Origin of the sequence: Mesorhizobium sp. AR02 (assembly GCF_024746835.1) — a bacterium.
Lineage (GTDB): Bacteria > Pseudomonadota > Alphaproteobacteria > Rhizobiales > Rhizobiaceae > Mesorhizobium.
In genome coordinates this window covers 257,112-275,118 of record NZ_CP080533.1, presented here as the reverse complement: position 1 = coordinate 275,118, position 18,007 = coordinate 257,112, and the positions used below count along the sequence as shown (strand labels likewise).

General features: G+C 59.6%; 17 protein-coding genes and 1 pseudogene. 11 read left to right on the top strand and 7 right to left on the bottom strand.

Features of this window, described 5'->3' with window-relative positions:
- Window positions 1-212 precede the first annotated feature (212 nt).
- The 4 genes from DBIPINDM_RS42760 to tnpB (DBIPINDM_RS42745) all read left to right on the top strand — a co-directional run bounded on the left by DBIPINDM_RS42760 (window position 213) and on the right by tnpB (DBIPINDM_RS42745) (window position 5,158).
- Window positions 213-1,490 (top strand): SAM-dependent methyltransferase, encoded by a 1,278-nt coding sequence (locus DBIPINDM_RS42760; protein ID WP_258589638.1) that lies wholly within the window; start codon window positions 213-215, stop codon window positions 1,488-1,490.
- A gap of 954 nt (window positions 1,491-2,444) precedes the next feature.
- Complete coding sequence (locus DBIPINDM_RS42755; RefSeq protein ID WP_318036966.1) at window positions 2,445-3,674, top strand: OmpA family protein; 1,230 nt, start codon at window positions 2,445-2,447, stop codon at window positions 3,672-3,674.
- 858 nt (window positions 3,675-4,532) lie between these two features.
- Window positions 4,533-4,952: an IS66-like element accessory protein TnpA gene (gene tnpA, locus DBIPINDM_RS42750; protein ID WP_258589636.1), complete on the top strand. Its 420-nt coding sequence runs from the start codon at window positions 4,533-4,535 to the stop codon at window positions 4,950-4,952.
- The gene (gene tnpB / locus DBIPINDM_RS42745) at window positions 4,949-5,158 is read left to right on the top strand and encodes an IS66 family insertion sequence element accessory protein TnpB (protein ID WP_416361818.1); all 210 of its coding nucleotides are present in this window, start codon (window positions 4,949-4,951) and stop codon (window positions 5,156-5,158) included. The genes tnpA and tnpB (DBIPINDM_RS42745) overlap by 4 nt, the downstream gene beginning before the upstream one ends.
- 6 nt (window positions 5,159-5,164) lie before the next feature.
- Here the strand turns inward: tnpB (DBIPINDM_RS42745) and DBIPINDM_RS42740 are convergent, their stop codons facing one another.
- From DBIPINDM_RS42740 to DBIPINDM_RS43825, 3 genes are all read right to left on the bottom strand, one after another.
- Window positions 5,165-7,282 carry a recombinase family protein gene (locus DBIPINDM_RS42740; RefSeq protein WP_258580930.1) on the bottom strand — a complete coding sequence of 706 codons (2,118 nt, stop codon included), beginning with the start codon at window positions 7,280-7,282 and terminating at the stop codon, window positions 5,165-5,167.
- A 304-nt stretch (window positions 7,283-7,586) separates the two neighbouring features.
- Window positions 7,587-8,009, bottom strand: a complete 423-nt coding sequence (locus tag DBIPINDM_RS42735) for a helix-turn-helix domain-containing protein (RefSeq protein WP_258580931.1) — start codon at window positions 8,007-8,009, stop codon at window positions 7,587-7,589.
- A gap of 160 nt (window positions 8,010-8,169) precedes the next feature.
- On the bottom strand, window positions 8,170-8,502 hold the full coding sequence (locus tag DBIPINDM_RS43825; RefSeq protein WP_416361686.1) for a DUF5372 family protein: 333 nt from the start codon (window positions 8,500-8,502) through the stop codon (window positions 8,170-8,172).
- A gap of 20 nt (window positions 8,503-8,522) precedes the next feature.
- Between DBIPINDM_RS43825 and tnpB (DBIPINDM_RS42730) the strand changes: the two genes are divergently transcribed.
- From tnpB (DBIPINDM_RS42730) to DBIPINDM_RS42710, 5 genes are all read left to right on the top strand, one after another.
- Window positions 8,523-8,696, top strand: a complete 174-nt coding sequence (gene tnpB / locus DBIPINDM_RS42730) for a transposase (RefSeq protein WP_258589635.1) — start codon at window positions 8,523-8,525, stop codon at window positions 8,694-8,696.
- A gap of 45 nt (window positions 8,697-8,741) precedes the next feature.
- Window positions 8,742-10,379, top strand: coding sequence for an IS66 family transposase (gene tnpC / locus DBIPINDM_RS42725; protein WP_416361817.1), 1,638 nt, complete (start codon window positions 8,742-8,744; stop codon window positions 10,377-10,379).
- A 25-nt stretch (window positions 10,380-10,404) separates the two neighbouring features.
- Window positions 10,405-10,680 (top strand): hypothetical protein, encoded by a 276-nt coding sequence (locus DBIPINDM_RS42720; protein WP_258589634.1) that lies wholly within the window; start codon window positions 10,405-10,407, stop codon window positions 10,678-10,680.
- 297 nt (window positions 10,681-10,977) lie between these two features.
- The gene (locus DBIPINDM_RS42715; protein WP_258589633.1) at window positions 10,978-11,454 is read left to right on the top strand and encodes an Hsp20 family protein; all 477 of its coding nucleotides are present in this window, start codon (window positions 10,978-10,980) and stop codon (window positions 11,452-11,454) included.
- 365 nt (window positions 11,455-11,819) lie between these two features.
- Entirely contained in the window at window positions 11,820-12,038 is a 219-nt protein-coding gene (locus DBIPINDM_RS42710) for a hypothetical protein (protein ID WP_258589632.1), read from the top strand.
- A 475-nt stretch (window positions 12,039-12,513) separates the two neighbouring features.
- On the opposite strand, the gene DBIPINDM_RS42705 is transcribed toward DBIPINDM_RS42710, so the two are convergent.
- The 3 genes and pseudogenes from DBIPINDM_RS42705 to DBIPINDM_RS42695 all read right to left on the bottom strand — a co-directional run.
- A complete protein-coding gene (locus DBIPINDM_RS42705; RefSeq protein ID WP_258589631.1) occupies window positions 12,514-13,152 on the bottom strand; it encodes an outer membrane lipoprotein carrier protein LolA in 639 nt (212 codons plus the stop codon).
- A gap of 57 nt (window positions 13,153-13,209) precedes the next feature.
- The gene (locus tag DBIPINDM_RS42700; protein WP_258589630.1) at window positions 13,210-13,473 is read right to left on the bottom strand and encodes a YMGG-like glycine zipper-containing protein; all 264 of its coding nucleotides are present in this window, start codon (window positions 13,471-13,473) and stop codon (window positions 13,210-13,212) included.
- A 176-nt stretch (window positions 13,474-13,649) separates the two neighbouring features.
- A pseudogene (locus tag DBIPINDM_RS42695) lies at window positions 13,650-13,871 on the bottom strand (GlsB/YeaQ/YmgE family stress response membrane protein); the annotation flags it as partial.
- 338 nt (window positions 13,872-14,209) lie between these two features.
- Here DBIPINDM_RS42695 and DBIPINDM_RS42690 point away from each other — a divergent pair.
- Complete coding sequence (locus DBIPINDM_RS42690; RefSeq protein WP_258589629.1) at window positions 14,210-15,079, top strand: PRC-barrel domain-containing protein; 870 nt, start codon at window positions 14,210-14,212, stop codon at window positions 15,077-15,079.
- Window positions 15,080-15,596: 517 nt separating this feature from the next.
- Here DBIPINDM_RS42690 and DBIPINDM_RS42685 read toward each other — a convergent pair.
- The gene (locus DBIPINDM_RS42685; RefSeq protein WP_258589628.1) at window positions 15,597-17,390 is read right to left on the bottom strand and encodes a PAS domain S-box protein; all 1,794 of its coding nucleotides are present in this window, start codon (window positions 17,388-17,390) and stop codon (window positions 15,597-15,599) included.
- Window positions 17,391-17,587: 197 nt separating this feature from the next.
- Here DBIPINDM_RS42685 and DBIPINDM_RS42680 point away from each other — a divergent pair, with 197 nt between their 5' ends.
- Entirely contained in the window at window positions 17,588-17,932 is a 345-nt protein-coding gene (locus tag DBIPINDM_RS42680) for a hypothetical protein (RefSeq protein WP_258589627.1), read from the top strand.
- Window positions 17,933-18,007 lie beyond the last annotated feature (75 nt).

Below are 18,007 nucleotides of genomic sequence, written 5' to 3'. Positions count from 1 at the left end.
TTCCTTTTCTGGTCGATTTGGAAAATGCCGCCGCCATGCGGATCAGGGATTGGCGCGCCTTAAGTGCGGCTTAGCCGTTGCCATGGCACACGCGCGTTCCGTCGGGACTTGCTGAGTCTGGCTGAGACTCTAGATTATGGACTGCCTTTTGATGGACGTCACACTTTCGGAGGCATCGTGTTAGCATCGTAGCATTGCGACAGGACGAGGAAATGCCAAAGGACGCCGCCGACAGAGCCGCACGCATCGTCCGGACGGTGATTGAGACTCTGAAGCCGGGTTTTGCGGTCAGGCTATGGACCGGTGAGCGGATCGGTCCCGCCACCGGCCCCGTGCTCACCATCAACGATCAGGACATCGTCTGGCAGATGGTCCGCCAGCCCTCTTTCTCGACGCTGATTGAGATGTGGATTTCCAAGACCGTCGACGTCGAAGACGGGACCCTGTTCGATTTCTATGCCTTGCCGTCGCAAGGCAAGCTGCGGACGAAGCTCAAGTCATTGCCGAAACTGGCGATCCTGCGCGATCTGCCGGCCGTGCTGTTTTCGAGAAAACAGATGACGGCGCGGACCGATCTTTCCGGGCGCAATCCCTTCGTCAGCGGTTCGAGCCAGGAGGCGATCCAGCACCACTACGACATTTCGAACGCCTTCTACCGGCTCTTCCTCGACGAACGCATGGTCTACAGCTGCGGCTACTTCAAGGATTTCGCCAACAGCATCGACCAAGCGCAAGTCGACAAGCTCGATCACATCTGCCGCAAGCTCAGGCTGAAGCCCGGCGAAAGGTTGCTCGACATAGGTTGCGGCTGGGGCGCGATGCTCATCCATTCCGCGAAAAATTATGGCGTTGTCGGCCATGGCGTCTCGTTGTCGGAGGCGCAGACCAAACTCGCCCGCGAGCGCATTCGAGCCGAAGGACTGGAGGATCGCATCACCATCGAGATAAAATCCTATGCCGACGTCTCCGGCTCGTTCGACAAGATATCGTCGATCGGCATGTTCGAGCATCTCGGGCTTGCCAATCACGCCACCTATTTCTCGACCATTCATCGTCTGCTCAAGCCCGGCGGCATCTACCTGCACCATGCCATCACCCGGCGCAGCAAGGGAGATATGAAAAAGACCCTACGCAAGGGCCCGGAATTCAAAGCGCTGATCAAATACATCTTCCCTGGCGGCGAACTCGACACGATCGGGATGACGCTCGGCAATCTCGAGGCGCATGGCTTCCTCGTCTACGATGTCGAGAATTTGCGCGAGCACTATGCACGCACCTGCCGGCTTTGGGCCGAGCGTCTGGACGCACGGTTCAACGAAGCGATTGCCGAGGTTGGAGAGGCCAAGGCACGCCTCTGGCTGCTCTATCTCGCCGGCTGCTCGATTACTTTCGAGCGCGCCTCGGCACAGATTTTCCAGACCGTCGTCACCAAGCGCGCGCGGGGTCCAAGTGGCCTGCCGCCGACGCGGGCCGACATTTATGGACGGTGAGCCGGGCAGTCTCAGCGATCTTGATCACGACCAGGTAGCGACCAGCCTCAGAGCCGGTGGAGGCGCATTTGCGCACCACTTGCTTGCAGCCGCGCATGCCTTCGGATTCGAGATTGCTCGTTATTATGCCAAAGCGGGATTGCGCTAGAAGGGTTCAGGTGGGCTTACGCGGATGGCGGCCCGGCCGGTATCGCTAATCACCAGATAAAAATAGCAACAATTAGTGCCAATGAGAGGGAGTAGCGAATGATCCGCCTGTCGTGTCTGCTGACAAGCGCGCCATTCGATCTTGACGGGGAACCAATGTGGCAGTGCCCAGTTTGGATAGCGACGGGACACGACACGGAGAATCAAATGACACGCCGACCAAAGATTTTGGCCAGCACCGCACTCGGGTTGCTCATCGCCTCAGCGCCGTTGGGGGCCACGCTCAGCAGCGCAGCATTCGGCGCGGCACGGTTCGTCGCATCCGCACCGCCGATTCTTATCAAGTTGAAATGTAAGGAGGGCGAGTCCGCCGAAGCCTGCGCGCTAAGGCAACAGGCTCCGTCCGAAAACGCTGCTCCACTTCCAGCGACCGAACCACAGCCTACTCCTAAACCGCAGGCTCAGCCAAAAGAGGCAGCTCCGGCGTCTGAGGCAGCTCCCGTTCCAGAATCCACGCCACCGGCTGAACCGTCCACGAAGAAACAGCCCGCTCCAACGGCCGAGCCTGCGCCGGCGCCGCCAGCCGAGCCTGCGCCCAACAGGGCTCCCGATAAATCGGCTCCAGGTAAGCAAGTCCAGCCGCCCGCAGACAAGGCGCCTTTGCCCACCCCGGCTCCCCAGGCGCCCGCTCCGACCGATCAGCCTGCGCCTGCCCAGGGCGAACAGCCGGCGGAACCTACGAGCAAGTCAGAAAAGAAACCTGCCACCTCGCAGCCTGCCGCCGAGGCGCCTGCATCAAAGCAGCCCGTGACAAAAGCCCAACCTTCAACCGAGCAGCCCCCCGCCAGCGGAAAACCGGCCGTTGGTGAGCCGGCGGCGCCCGCCCAAGGCGAAAAGCCGGTCCAGGGCGAGGCACCGACTGATCCGAACGCCGCACCGATCCTTGACAGTCAGAAGGATGCGAAACGCCCTGGCAAGGACGGCAAACAGCCTGCCCAGCAAGGCGGCAGTGACCAGGGTGCCGCTCCCGCGCCCGCCGCAGTTGCCAAAGGGCCACCACCTGCCGACGACAAGGCAGCGCAGGAGGCGATCAAGCCGGAAAAGATCGTTCCGGTTACCGACGAAAAAGGCAAACGCCTTGACAAGGCGCCTGACGTCCAGGCTAAGGAGCGCCCGCAAGGTGCCGATGTAAAGACGGAAGGCGATCGCCTGATCATCCAGTTCAACAACCAAACTATTGTTGAAAGCAACGAAACTCCACGTTTGGACCGGGGCGCCAAGGATGTCTACTATGAGGAGTTGCCGCGCGGCCGTACGCGCGAAACCATCGTGCGCGACAACGGCAACCAGATCGTCACCATCCGCAACAGCAATGGCGACGTCATCCAACGTTCGCGCATCACGCCCGATGGTCGCGAATACGTGTTAAGCTATGTTGACGAGCACTACTATCAGGACGTGCACGACTGGCGCGATCCTGGAGATGACTTGCCGCCCATGCAGCTGACCATCCCCAGCGACCAATACATACTGGACTCAGAGTCGGTCCAGGATCAGGGAGACTATTATACCTTCCTCGAACAGCCGCCGGTGGAAAAGGTCCAACGGCTCTACTCGGTCGTCGAGGTCAAGCGTTCGGCCCGTGTTCGCGATATCGCACGTCGTGTCGATCTAGATACGTTGAATTTCGAATCCGGTTCGGCTTCGATCTCGGACAGCGAAGTCAAGAAACTGCAAGGGGTGGCGGACGCAATGAACAGGTTGCTGAAGAAGAACCCGGCAGAAACGTTCCTAATTGAAGGCCACACTGATGCTGTCGGTAGCGAGAACGCTAACCTGGCCTTGTCCGACAGGCGAGCCGAGGCAGTCGCCGAGGCCTTGACCAGCGCCTTCGGCATCCCGCCGGAGAACCTGACGACCCAGGGCTACGGCAAACGCTATCTCAAAGTGAACACGACGGGACCGGAACGGCAGAACCGCCGCGTCGCTATTCGCCGTATCACGCCGCTTGTGGCGCCCGTCGCCAGCGCCAACTGACCAAGACATCTCGCGATTCGGTAAAGCTCGCCGAATCGCGAGACACTTGCCAGCCAAGGGACCAATGGCCGGCCTGCTCCGATGACGGAAGATGCTTGTCTTTCAAACCCCGACGGGGCTTTTGAAGACTTCATTTACCGTGCAGCCGTTAGCATCTCGTTTGCGGCTAAAGTAGCAGTTCCGCATTTTCAGGCAACACCGCCCGTCGCTCTTAGTCCACCTAAGAGCGACGGGTACCTGCCTCAGGCACAAGCCGCCGGCTCTTATCAAAATGCCGGGCCTGGGTGGCCGCCCGCGCGCTGGTGGTTGAAGCGGCATTTGAACTTTCCCCCAGAATGTGCCCGCCTGGCTGCGTGGTGCGCGCGGAGCTTGGTCGTCCGGAGTTCATTAAGCATGGACACCGCCCGCAAAGCTGGCAAAGGGCAGAGTTGTTGACGAGAAAAGCAGCGTCATGTCCGTCTGAAAAACGGCAGGCCGCCCGAGCCGAAACGTCGCCGCGATCAGGCGGACCACCTGCGTTAAGTACCTATCGGCTGCGAGAACTGTAGAACTCGAGCGCTCATTGAAATGGCGCAGGTCCGGCCAGATTGGCCGGACCTGATACCATTACCTTCTGCAGATTCGAACTCGCTCGATGACTCGGTGGTGATGACGTGGCCTAGCCGGCAGGGGACGCCCGGCTTCAAGCGATCATTGTCACCAGGATCACCAGCCTATGTAGCGACAATCCGCGCGCGCACGCGGCGATTAGCCGGCAGCGTCGATAGCGCCGGTACAACCGGATCCCCACGGCGACGGCCGCCTTGCTGAGGTAGGCTGAAGGCTGCAAGTCCTAGTGCAAGCACCAGGACTAGCCCTATGACGAAACATCAGATTGAGGTGATCACGTCGGTCGAGCGGCGTCGGCGCTGGTCTCGCGAGGAGAAGGAGCGGCTGGTCGCGGCGACGTTTGAGTCTGGTGCCAGTGTTTCCGAGATCGCGCGGTCGGCCGGTATCTATGTGAGCCAGCTTTTCCGGTGGCGCAAGGAGCTCTGCCAGGTCCCCGGGCCGTCCATTCCGCAACTCGTTCCCGTGGAGGTCGCCGCGGCGCTACCCGCACCGCCGACGCCGGTGGAGCCGCCACCGACATCACAGTTAAAGCCGGTGTCCACTCTTCGTCGGCGCCGCAAGCCGAGCATGGTGACGATCGAGCTTGGCGGCGGCCGGCGCCTGCGGGTCGAGAGTGACGTCGACAGTGAGGCGCTCGGCCGGATCCTCGATGTTCTGGAGCGGCGATGATCCCGGTCCCGAGCGGTGTGAAGGTGTGGCTCGCTACTGGCTATACGGACATGCGCAAAGGCTTTCCGGGTCTTTCGCTGATGGTGCAGGAAGTATTGAAGCGCGATCCGCACAGCGGCCACTTGTTCTGTTTCCGCGGGCGGCAGGGTGGCCTGATCAAGGTGATCTGGCACGACGGCCAGGGTGCTTGCCTATTCACGAACTAACTGGCTTCATACTACAGCCCTTTCCTTGAGATCGGAGCATTTTGAGGAGTTGAGTTGGCGGATGGCCTCTGCCCGATGGGCAAGCTGGTTCCATCGGCTGCACTGTTTGGCTGGGACGTGCGGTCCGGGCAGTTCATAGAGGCCGATATAGCCGTTGTAGGCATGTCTTTTCACGATGCCGTATTTCGCCCATCTGACCAGGGTGCATTCGGTGATTCCAAGTTTTGCGCAGGCTTCTGCTTTTGTCAGCATTCCCCGCTCGCGCAGCCGGTCGTAGCGCGAGCGCAGACCATATTGCTTGACGAGATAGATGACGCGCAAGTCGCTGAACTGGGTGTCAGCCTTACCGCGCCGCGCTGAGCCGCCGGGACGGATTCCCCTTGCATTCAGGATGTCAGCGATTTCAGCGCAGATATGCTCGTCGAGAAGCTTGTCGACCAATTCGACCACCTCGGGCCGGGTCTTTACCTGCTGTGCGGAGGTTTTCGGGTTCTGAGTGATCAATGTTTCGGTCTTTCCGCCTCTGAAGCGGATGTGTATCCGTGTCTCTCCCTCGGCCTGGAACTTGAGCAATGTGATGTCTTCGACGAGATAGGCAAGGAGCCGCTTGCGTTCTCGGTTCGGCAAGGCGGGGTCGCGCCAGACCGTTTTGAAGTCGGCCGTCATGGCGATCAATCGATCGCGGATTGCATCGTCGAGTGTCGCTCGGTCTGCGCGCAGAGCACTCTCTCTTTCTTCTCGTAGATCAGACAGCATGCGCAGTTTGTCGTTCCATTCGCGTTCAAGGGTGTCGGCGACCAGGCGGTTGTTCGGATCGACCAGCATAAACCGCCGCTGTGCAAGATCGGCATCGATTTGGGCGCGTTCGACGGCACGGAGCCGGAGTTTGTCCGCTTCGTCATAGCGCGCTTCGATCTCTTTTCGGATCTCCAGAGCTAACTCCACGGCGGCGGGCGTCATTTCCGCAGCGATCAGTTCACCGATCGCCGCGTCGACGGGCCAGCCTGCGATCGACTGGCAGTGAGGCTCACCCCGAGAGACGTAGGCGCGGCTGCAGACGTACCAAGTGTCCACCTGACCGCGCCGGGTGACGTAACGGGCCCTCATGTGACAGCCACACCGCCCGCATATGACGCGCCCCTGCAACAAAGCCGCGCCTTCGCGCGGTGGCGAGATGCGCGCGGTCTGGTAGCCTTGGCCATTGGCCTCGAGCGCCTTGAGGTTGTGCTGGAACTGCTCCCAGCTGATATAGCCGGGATGTGCGTCCGGGATGCATGCGAGCCATTCATTGGGCTCACGTTTGCGGAACTGTTTCTTTCCGTCGACGGTTCTGCGGTAAAGACGCTGACCATAGGCATAGACGCCCGCGTAGCGAGGATTGTGCAGCGTGCGTAAGGCCGCCGATGTGGTCAGCGGTTGGAAGACCACCCGCTTGCTGTTGCGGAACCGGGATGGGAAGAGCAGACCTTCCCTGGCAAACGCCTTGACGGTCTGCGTGGCCGACCCGACCCGCGAGAACGTCTCGAAGAAGTGGGTGATCATCTCCCGGATCTGAGCGTCTGGATCAAGGACCACATCGCCAACCTCGTTGTAGATGAAGCCGGTCGGAAGGGGACAGCGATATTCGCCGCGGCGTGCTTTGTTGAGAATGCCACCGCGCAACCGGGCTTTGATAACGTGCAACTCGGCCTCGCTCATCGTGCCCTTGAGGCCCAGCAGAAGCCGGTCATTGAAGTTAGCCGGATCGTAGACGCCATCTTCGTCGAGAATGAGCGTGTCGGCCAAAGCGCAGATCTCCAGCAGCCGATGCCAGTCCGCGTTGTTTCTGGCGAGGCGAGAGACTTCCAGGCCCATGACGATCCCCGCGCGCCCCATGCCGACATCGGACACCAAGCGCTGGAAGCCTTCGCGCCACGACGCTGAAGCGCCGGATTCGCCCTGGTCGCTGTCGATGACGGTGATCTGGTCGTCGTGCCATCCAAGCCCGATCGCGCGACCACGAAGATCGTATTGACGCTTGGTGCTTTCGACATTCTCCATGACCTGGCGCATCGATGACTGTCGGATGTAGAGGTAAGCGCTCCGCTCGAGATGATGCGATTGGACCTTGAGCTTTTCGTTCATGCTGTTCTCCGTTCAGGGGCCGCCATCACGATGGCGGCGAGCAAGTGGATGATTGTGCGTCGCTCGGACGTTTCGTCCGCGATCGGCAGCCTGGCTACAGGCGGCGAAGCCGCGGGTGGGGACCAGCCCGGCGCACGCAAGATCGCGCTAACCCAGGCCCACATGCCGCGATGCAGAAGGATGCTAAGACCACTGCGTGCCTCCACAGGGAGCGCGGCACCAAGCGCGGCGGCGCGCAGTATTTCGTATCGCTCCGTGGCGCGGGACTGCATCGCGCAATGCAATTGCGCACCACCACTGATGGTTACGCCGTTTTTTTTACGCCGAGCGCACGCTCGATTGTTCTGGGGTGGACATCGAGGCCGAACTCTGTCCAGAGCCGGTTCGTCAGTTCGCGTGCCCGAATGGGCTCGCCTGGAACCACTTGGGCCCTGAGAAAGGCCAGCACTTCGCTCTGGATCTTGTGCGGGCCGTGCGGGCCGCGCTTCCTCGGTACTAGGCCGGCCAGACCCGCGTCCTCGAAGTCCGCTTTGGCCTGGTAGAAGGTCGGGCGGGAGACGCCATATTCGTCGGACACCTCCGTTACCGACATTTTGTCGACGGATACGCGCCGCAGCATCTCGTACTTCACCTGCACGATGTCGCGCGGATCGAAGAAGCCGTCCTCCCGGAACTTCTGATCGCCGATTTTTTCCGGGGCTGGATTGAGCGTGCCATCCTCGGCCAAAGCGCTGGCTTTCGATTGCCTGTGTTTGACGCTGTCCGACACCTGCGCTGCCCCCCGATGTCGACTCAATTATCGTAATTATAAATATGCCGCGTATGATTAAACTGTCAAGCGTGTATCTGCCAACCAATCGCATATAATCTCTACTAATACAGCACATTCAGCGAAGCCCCCATGGATTTTGCGGCGTTATTTTCCTTACAACATCGGCGAAATTTCCTTTACAATCTTGCGGCGTTGCGCATCTCCCTTGCGATATGAGGCGCTCTACGAGACTGCTGAGTTCCAGTAGGTCGGTGAGGCTGCACAGTGCGCGCCCGTTTCCCGCGACAACCTCAAGGCTGGGCACGGCTGCATCGGTCCATTGCGGCGGAACAGAGCAAATCCGGCCATCGTCAAAGCGCAGCAGCAACAGCTTGCCCGCTCGGTTACCGCGCTTCCCAACGCAGGCACCGTGCTGCCCGGAATACGGATGAAAGGGGTGAGTCACCATCACAAACTGCAACGGGGACGATGAACCGCCTGCATTTCCAAGTGAGTTACAAGAAGCTCGAGCGCGGCCGCTTCATCTGGCCATCGGCGGCCGACGGCACGGTGGTGATCACGCCTGCACAGCTCGGCTATTTGCTCGAAGGCATCGACTGGCGAATGCCGCAAAAAACCTGGCGTCCGAGCTCGGCGGGATGAGCAAAACCGCTGGCATGGCGGGAGCGAATATGATTCCCTCCCGCCATGACCGATGCGGCCGATCAGCTTCCCGGTGACCTTGCCAGTGCGCACGCGATGATCCTCGCCGAGCGTGCGGCCCGCCGCGAAGCGCAAGCGCTCGCCGCCCGCGCGCAGGCCTCCAACTCGCACTCGGACGCGCTGATCGCGCGACTGCGGCTGGAGATCGAGAAGCTGAAGCGCGAGATCTATGGCAGCCGCTCGGAGCGCAAAGCCCGGCTTCTCGAACCGATGGAGTTGCAGCTCGAGGAGCTGGAGGCCGACGCCAGCGAAGACGAACTGGCAGCGGAATTGGCGGCACGGTCGTCGACGGTCCGGGCCTTTGAGCGCAGGCGCCCGTCAAGAAAGCCGTTCCCTGAGCATCTGCCGCGCGAGCGCGTCGTCATCGCCGCACCGTCAAATTGCCCGTGCTGCGGTTCGGCCAAGCTTGCAAAACTTGGCGAGGATATCACCGAGACGCTGGAGGTGATCCCGCGCCAGTGGAAGGTGATCCAAACGGTGCGCGAGAAGTTCACCTGCCGCGAATGCGAGAAGATCGCGCAGCCGCCGGCACCCTTCCACGTGACGCCGCGCGGCTTTGCCGGCCCGAACCTGCTGGCGATGATCCTGTTCGAGAAGTTCGCCCAGCACCAGCCGCTAAACCGGCAGAGCGACCGCTACGCCCGTGAAGGCATCGATCTGAGCGTGTCGACGCTGGCCGACCAGGTCGGTGCTTGTGCCGCAGCGCTGAAGCCATTGCATGCGCTGATCGAGGCGCATGTGCTTGCCGCTGATCGCCTGCATGTCGATGACACCACCGTGCCGATCCTGGCCCGCGGCAAGACCGACACGGGCCGCATCTGGACCTACGTCAGGGATGACCGGCCGTTCGACGGGCAGTCGCCGCCGGCGGCACTCTATTATGCGTCGCGCGATCGGCGGCAGGAACATCCCGAGCGCCATCTCAAATCCTTCACCGGCATTCTGCAGGCCGACGCCTATGGCGGCTATAACCCGCTGTTCAAGGTGGACCGTGACCCCGGTCCGCTGACCCAGGCGCTGTGCTGGGCGCATGCGCGTCGTAAGTTCTTCGTGCTCGCCGACATCGCCGCCAATGCCAAGCGTGGCAAGAACGCCGCGCCGATCTCGCCGATCGCGTTCGAGGCGGTCAAACGCATCGACGCGCTGTTCGATATCGAGCGCGACATCAACGGACTCGTCCCCGACGAACGTCTGGAACGACGCCGGCAGGAGAGCCGTCTTCTCGTCGCCGAACTTGAGGCCTGGATGCGGACCGAGCGGGCCAAATTGTCCCGCAGCTCCCCGGTCGCCGAGCCTATCGACTATATGCTGAAGCGCTGGGACGGGTTCACGTCCTTCCTCGGCGATGGTCGGATTTGTCTCACCAACAACGCCGCCGAACGGGCGCTGCGTGGTTTTGCTCTCGGCAGGAAAGCTTGGTTGTTTGCAGGCTCCGATCGTGGCGCTGATCGGGCCGCCTTCATGGCAACGCTGATCACCACCGCAAAGCTCAACGACGTTGATCCGCAAGCCTGGCTTGCCGATGTTCTCTCCCGCATCGCCGACACGCCGGTCACACGGCTCGAGGACTTGCTTCCCTGGAATTGGAGCCCCTTGACGATCGCAGCAGATAAAGCTGCCTGATCTGGGCCAAAAAAGAGGCCATCAGATGGGATATCGCAACTCTGCGCTTTACACCTTCAAATATGTGGCCGAGATGCTCGAAGAGGACGAAGACTTTTTGCGCGATTGCTCGATCGAGATGTTCTCTGAAGACGGTTGCCTGAGCGCCTACGACGCCTATCCCGCGTCCGAATTAAGCGAACCTATCGTCGTTTTCACCGAAGACGGCATCGACAACCTTCGGCATATCGTCGACGAGCGCAGGGCTGCGGGTCACGCACCGCCGAAACCTACCGCAGAAAACCGTTGCCCGAAATCATAGCCACCGCGGCCCTCGCCGAATGGTTACGTACAACCGCCACCTCCAAGAACTGGAAATAGCATCCCGGTTGTGCCTACCACGTTGCAGACTGGTTGCTCCGGCAATCCCAAGCCGAGGTTTGATCGAGCTTTTGTTCGAAGTTAAGGTGTCGAAAAAGCCGAGTGAAAAAATCCATTCCGGCTCTTGAACGATTTCTGGGTCATTCCCAAATCGTTTGCCGTCGAGGCTTAGGCTCGACGAAACAGGCGTCGCAGTGACGCTGCTTGTAACCCATGTTGCTTTACGGAGGATATGGCTATGAGAAGCTTTGATTACGCCCCACTCTATCGCACTACGGTCGGCTTCGACCGTCTCTTCGACATGCTCGACAACAGCGTGCGCTCGGACTGGCCGCCTTACAACATCGAGAAGACCGGAGACCACGATTACCGGATAACAATGGCCATCGCCGGGTTCAGCCCCGACGAAGTTGAGTTGACCCAGCACGGGCCGGAACTGGTCGTGATCGGCCAGAAGCAGCCCGAAGAGAGCGATCGCCAGATCCTGCACCGCGGCATGGCGACCCGCGACTTCAAGCAAGTCTTCAAATTGGCGGACTATGTGAAAGTTGCGAAGGCCACGCTGGACAACGGTCTGCTTTCGGTGGACCTCGTTCGCGAGATCCCCGAGGAATTGAAGCCGCGTCGCATCGGTCTTGTTTCGTCGAGCGCCGCAGCCCCCACTCAGCAACAGCAGATCAGCCAGGATACGGAGCGACAGCGCCAAGTCGCCTAATTCCCCGAATTAACGCAAGACTGCGGTCCCGCCTCCCGGCCCAGCCGGGAGGCACAGATTGCGGAGAATGGAGATGACAACCGGATTCGAATTTTTGGCAAACCGGAAGTGCAGGACGGCTCAACAAGGGATTACACATCCTGACGACGTTGTCGGCCTTCCAGACCTGAGTGCTGCCGAGAAGCGGGCGATTTTGGCTTCCTGGGCGTCCGACGCCTGCTCGGTTCCCGGAATACCTCTGCTGCGTCAGCTGGAGGATGGAACGATAGCCATGATCGACGACATCCTGCGCGCTTTGAAGACCCTGGACGGCGTGTCGGATGACAACCGTCAAAATCGGAATCGCACGCTTTGGGGAGCGCCGTATGCTCGACGACGTCAGAATAAGGGGGCTTGGCCGCATCGTCGCCGGCGCGATGACGACGATGATCCTCCGCCCTGTCCGGCCTACCGTGCAATCGTCCCAAGAAGAGGCGGTGGCGGGGCGATGGCGTCCCCAGAGCCGGTACTTGTTTAACGGTATCGGCCATCTACGCGCCGCTCTACCCGATCGCGAGAGCTTTTGGAACATTAGCCGCCGCTAAGGGTTCGTACTGGGCAGCAGATAACGACCCCTCGGTATCTGCTGAAGATCGGGTCCGCACTCGATCGGAGCCCGCGCTCTCCGCCAGAGGCGCGGGCTTTTCCAGATTTGCAGTTTGGCTCAACGGCGTTTGAAGATGTTATACTATTTCCCCATAAAGGTCCGGCTTCAATGCAAATAGCCGGCCTCGGAAGGGGCCGAGACGGGCTGTTCGTCGTTTCCAGTCTGGGTGAACGAACACTCGACGGACGACTACCTTTGAATGATCGAGAAGGTTCCGTTCTTGATGATTTGCGAAGGAAGGGCGTGGTCATACCATTTGGCGTTTGCTTAACCCCTTGCTCTGTTGCAGCCCGCAGGCGGGCTTTCTCCCGACTAACTGGCGCTACGGTTCTGGGACGGAAAAGCAATGCGATTCGTGATTCGTCCGCTGTCTCTCCGGGGCGGAATTGCCCCAGTGAATTCGATCACCGACTTCACCGCGACTTGGAGGTGTTGTACTCGCGGTTTGCCGCGTAATCGATAGTGAAGGTTCCTTCGGCAAGTGGAACACCCAGTTTTACGTTGAAGATAGTCACCGTTGTGGTGAGTCCCTTCTCGTCGGTAAGGCTCCATTTTCGTAAATCAAGTGATTTCCTGTCAAACATCATCGAAATGTTCGAATGACCATAGGCTGACTTGTCACCCAGCTTAATAGTTATCAGATCGCCGTCTTCTTTGATGCTTTTGAGGTGGCTGCCCGAAAAGTCGACCTTGTTGTCAAGTAGCAGCTTGAGCGGCGTCTTCGAGAGCGAATAGAGCCGCGATGTCTTAAGTTTTTTATTATTGACGACCACCGATTTTCCGTCGGCTATTACGCTGACCCCTGATTGGCCGGCAAAATTGAATCGGATCTTGCCTGGGCGCTTGAGAAAAAACCTACCACTGGTCTTTTCTCCCTTCGGGCCCGACTGAACAAAGTCGCCGGACATGGATTTTACCGATGAGAAGTGATCGGCGATCGTCTGCGCTGCGATTGGTGCGGCCGAAAGCGCTGGCATAAGTTCGACGTTGATCGTGGCAGCGCTGAGAAGGACGAACCAGAGACCGAGCAGTGTTTTGACTTTAGAGGCCATCCAATTGTCCTACCTTGGTGAAGGCGCGTGATCGCAACAGATCACGCGCCTTAGGTATCAGTAGCCGTCCGGGCACCGGGCAATGTAAACCCGGCCATGACGATCGCGATATCGGCATTGGCCGGCCTCACTGGCGTGCCCGATCACCGCACCGGCGATCGCGCCGACTGCACCACCAACGACAGCACCTTGTACCGGATCGCCGGCCACCGCGGCACCGATCGCGGCACCTCCCAAGCCACCGACGGCAGCGCCTTGTTCGGTACGGGAACACGCTACGAGCGGGATTAGCAGGCTCAAAATGAGCAGTGTCTTTTTCATGGGTCCTCTCCTGAAGCCTTAATTGGCCGGAGAATAAATGCGCCAAGGGGTTTTTCGATCCATGGCCCTGTCGCCTTCATGGAACAGCTCGTCTTCGCTCCAAGGCGGACAGCATAGGCTGAGGGACACTGAGCCATTCGTCGGGCGAAGGCCTCAGATTGAGCGCGACCGCGCGTTTTTATCGCTCGCCCCACCGCGCTCAAGATACACGCGCCGATGAAGCCGGCGACCAAATAGCCCAGCCAGCCGGCCAGCGATATGCCAATCACGCTCAGGATGAGGTTGGCGACAATGGCACCCCACGATCCCCAAAATGATGTTCATGAGCACGCCCATGTTGCTCTTCATGACATCTCGGCGACCCTTCCCGCGATACCGCCGATGATGATCGCTGCCAGCCAGCCGAGCCACGATTCTGCATAGGTTTCCCTTTCCTAGAACCGCAAATTGCTTCGGCAGGGGAACGTTCAGGGGCCAACAAGTGCCCGCGATACAGGTGCCGTATACGCTCAGAAAAATGCGAGTCGCAGCAGGGAATCTTATGTGGTTCGGATGCCGACAACTCCGCTGCGGTTAACGCGAGCCCCCCAGCCATCTCAGGCCACTTCCGAATTCCAAAGGGAACTTCGCATCGTGCGGCCCGTTGTGCCGTCGCAAACTGTGCCGCGTTCAGCCTCCCTGCAATGGTTCGGCCGAACGCGGCGTGCATCAACACTAACGCACAAGGAAACGTACCATGATCGGCAAACTTTTGGCTACCACCGCAATAGCAACCCTGCTGTCGTCGTCTGGCCTGTGGGTATCAGGGGCCGCCGCTGAAGATGCCACCAAACCTGCCACCGCTACGACCACTGCGGCGACGGCGCCGGCGGCTATTGCAGACGGCAGCCTCGTCACCAAGATCATAGGCGCCGACGTCTATGATAGCGCCGCAGACAATGCCCAGAAGATCGGCGATGTCAAAGACATCGTCCTCACCAAGGACGGCAAAGCCAAGTACATTATCATCGGCGTAGGCGGATTCTTGGGCCTAGGGCAAAAGAACGTCGCCTACGATTTCAGCAAGGCCGAGTGGGTCGAGAAGAAGGGTGATCGCTGGTTGGTCGCGAAGACCACCAAGGAAGACCTTCAAGCGCAAAAGGATTTTGACCTGAAGGTCTACGACACGGCATCGGCGTCCAACAGCAACAATGTTGCCGCTACCGCGAAAAACCAGCCGGCCGCGGCGACGACAGACAAGACGACCACCGCGGCAATCGACAAGTCTTCGCTGACCGAGATGCCGATGGATAAAATCAGCACCAAGGACTTCATCGGCACGAACGTCTATGGCGCCGACGATGCAAAAGTCGGTGAGATCGGCGACGTGGTTATGACCGGCGACAAGAAGGTCGATGCCGTCATCGTCAACGTGGGCGGTTTCCTTGGCATGGGCGAAAAACAGGTGGCCATGGGCCTGGAGAAACTGAAGTTCATGTCGGACAAGGACGGCAACCGGTATCTCTACACCAACTTCACCAAGGCTCAGCTTGAGGCGCAGACCGCCTATGACAAGGGCACCTACGCGCAGAATCGCGACAAACAGCGGATCATTGTTGGGCAGTAGACCCCACCGTGGCCCGCGCTGTTTAGGCGCGGGCCACGTTTTTTTCGATCGAGTATGCTGCGCGATCTGACAATCCCGGGTAGGTGATCACAAGACGAGATCACCTCGATCTTCCGATCGGCTGAATAACGTAGCACGTTCAGGGTCTTTACCGGTTGCAAGCAGCGGCGCTCTCGAGAAGGTCGTCCTGTCCATTGGTCCTCAGAGCGATGTGTAGGTGCAGGCGCTGTGGGCTGTCGGCTGCGGCGACCTTGGTGGCTCGCTGAGCTGGACGGATGACCGCTACGGGCGAGTCTCAAGGATTTCGGCGACAGCCATCCTTAGGCGGTAAACGCGGGTTCAGCGTGAAATGGTAGCCGCAATCGAGATCGGCATTTCAAGCGTTTGCTGGCGCAGTAGTTCGGCCAATCAATGCCGAGGAGCCGAAGGCGCGTTCCTTCTGCTATCCACGACAGTGACACCGGCGCCGTGGTTACAGTTCGCCGAACTCGGCATTGTAGAACGCGGCCTGCGGTTTCTAAGCTCCATTGGCAACAGAGGCTTCCACGGCAGCCAGCGGCGCTTCCAAGCTCCAGGTGATGCCATGCGGGCCGCACTCGAGATTGCCCTGCCCGCTAACCGCTGCGGGCGCAACCCGCTTCAGCACCACGGTTCCGAAACCGCCATGTCCAATGGTCTGAACCATCGGCCCGTCGGTTTCGGCCCACGTCAGGTGAAAGGTCCTCGAAGCACGGGAGCCGGAGACGGACCATGTGACCGCAATCTGGCCTTTATCCCCTGAGAGCACTCCGTACTTGGCGGAGTTGGTGGCGAGTTCGTGGAAGGCGATTCCGAGATACTGCACCGCATTGGGACTGAGGACCAACGATGGTCCCGACATGTCGATGACGTCACCCCGCGGGAAAGGCCTGGCCTGGGCCGCCAAGAGTTCATTGATGGTGGCTCCCTTCCAGTCGGCGGATACCAACAGGTCGTGGGATCGCGACAGCGCCATGATGCGCTCACGCACCTGGGATTCAAACTGGCTTGGTGTCTCCGATCGTTTGTTGGTCTCCCGGATCATCGACAGGATGACCGAGTACTGATTTTTCACGCGGTGGTTGACCTCGCGCATCAGCATGCGGATACGGTGCTCATTTTCCCTTGCCGACGTAATGTCCCGGGCAATCTTCGACGCGCCGATGATCCGCCCGGTGGCGTTACGCATAGGCGATACGGTAAGCGAGACCGGAACCAGGCTGCCATCCTTGCGCTGACGTATTGTTTCGTACGTTTCGACCCGCTCACCACGGCGAATGCGTCCGAGGATGCGAGGTTCCTCGTCCTGGAGATTGTCCGGGATCAACATGGTCACCGGCCTGCCTATCGCTTCGTCGGCGGTGTAGCCGAACAGCCGTTCGGCCCCGTGATTCCAGCTCTTGATGATGGCATTCAGATCCTTGCTGACAATTGCGTCGAACGAGGATTCCACAATCTCTGACAGATGCTGCCTGACCTCTTCGGCACGTTGGCGGTCGGTCAGGTCCAGCAGCATGTTCACGGCACCAATCAGATTGCCATGTTCATCCCGCAGCGGTGTGGGGTAGGGCAGGAACGGAAAAAAGGATCCGTCCGGACGGCGCGCTATGGCTTCCTGGTTGCGGACCGGCCGGTTTTCCTTAAGCGCGATGGCCATCGGGCACTCGTCATGCGGCAATTCCTTGCCGTCGGGAGTGAAAAGCTTGAACGTGACGCACCATTTGTCCTTGCCGACTTTTGGCTCCGTGCCCGCAAGGTCGGCGGCGGCGCGGTTGTAGTAGGTGATCGTCCCGTGCTGGTCGGTCGTATAGATGGCAACCGGAAGGGCGTCGAGAATTTGGTGATAGGTGCTGCCCTGCTGCCTTAACTCCATGCGTGTCCGCTCCAGGTCGGTAACATCGACCGTGAAGCACCTCGTGTTGATCAGCTCGCCATCCCGAAAATGACCGCTCGACGTGATTTCGACATGTTTGATCGATCCGTTACGGGCTCTCAATCGCGCCGGATATCGCGTGATCTTCTCGCCACGGGTCAGCCGTTCCAGAATGTCGTCGATCACGTCCCGATCGGGATAGAATTCGGCAATGTGGCGGCCGACATAATCTTCTGCACTAAACCCGAGAAGGTCAAGCTCAGCCTGATTTGCGTGAAGGATGACACCATCCGCGCTTACCAGATGGAGTGCGACGGCCCCGTTCTCGAAGAAATCCTGGTAGTCGAAGGCCCGACTATCCTCACCGGACAGTTCCGGACTCTTGAAGGCGACAACGTTCGCCTGCGTTACTTCCTTCATCCGAGTCCCCGATCGCTCCTTAACCGACCTAAATGTGGTTCGTGGCAATTCGTTCCACAACAGTCGTTCCGTCGATGGTTCGCAGCACTCCAGTGGCCGTCGTTCGTGGGGGTGGGAGGACTTTCCGTCATCCCAGCAAAAGCGATTAGTCGGGCCAGGTCTCTCGACGGTGGGGATTTTGACCTTGGCCTCTTTCCATGCGCGATTATCGAGGCGATGTCGACCGTGAGCAGACCGCCAACCTTCACGGTCACCTTGCCATCTTGGTCATCGACGCGGATGACATACCCGACGAGACTAACCTTGTCGCCGCACCTTTTCTTTTTGGGAGCATCGATCGCGAAGGGGAAGTTATAGGTCGGAATACTGACCCTGGCGCGGCCGCTTGGCAGCACCTTTATGATGGTGGCTGTCAACGTAATCTCATCACCGATCTCTATGTCCCACGTCATGAATATGACTCTGGAACGGTCGGGTCGGTCGTCAAGCGAAATTTTGATTTAAGACAACAACGAAACCACTGCGTCACGCGTCTACGGTGATGGCGCACTGTCTATATCGGCCGTATAGCGTCGCAGTGGGCCGACCGGCTGCCTTGATTGTGCAGATGCGGCTGG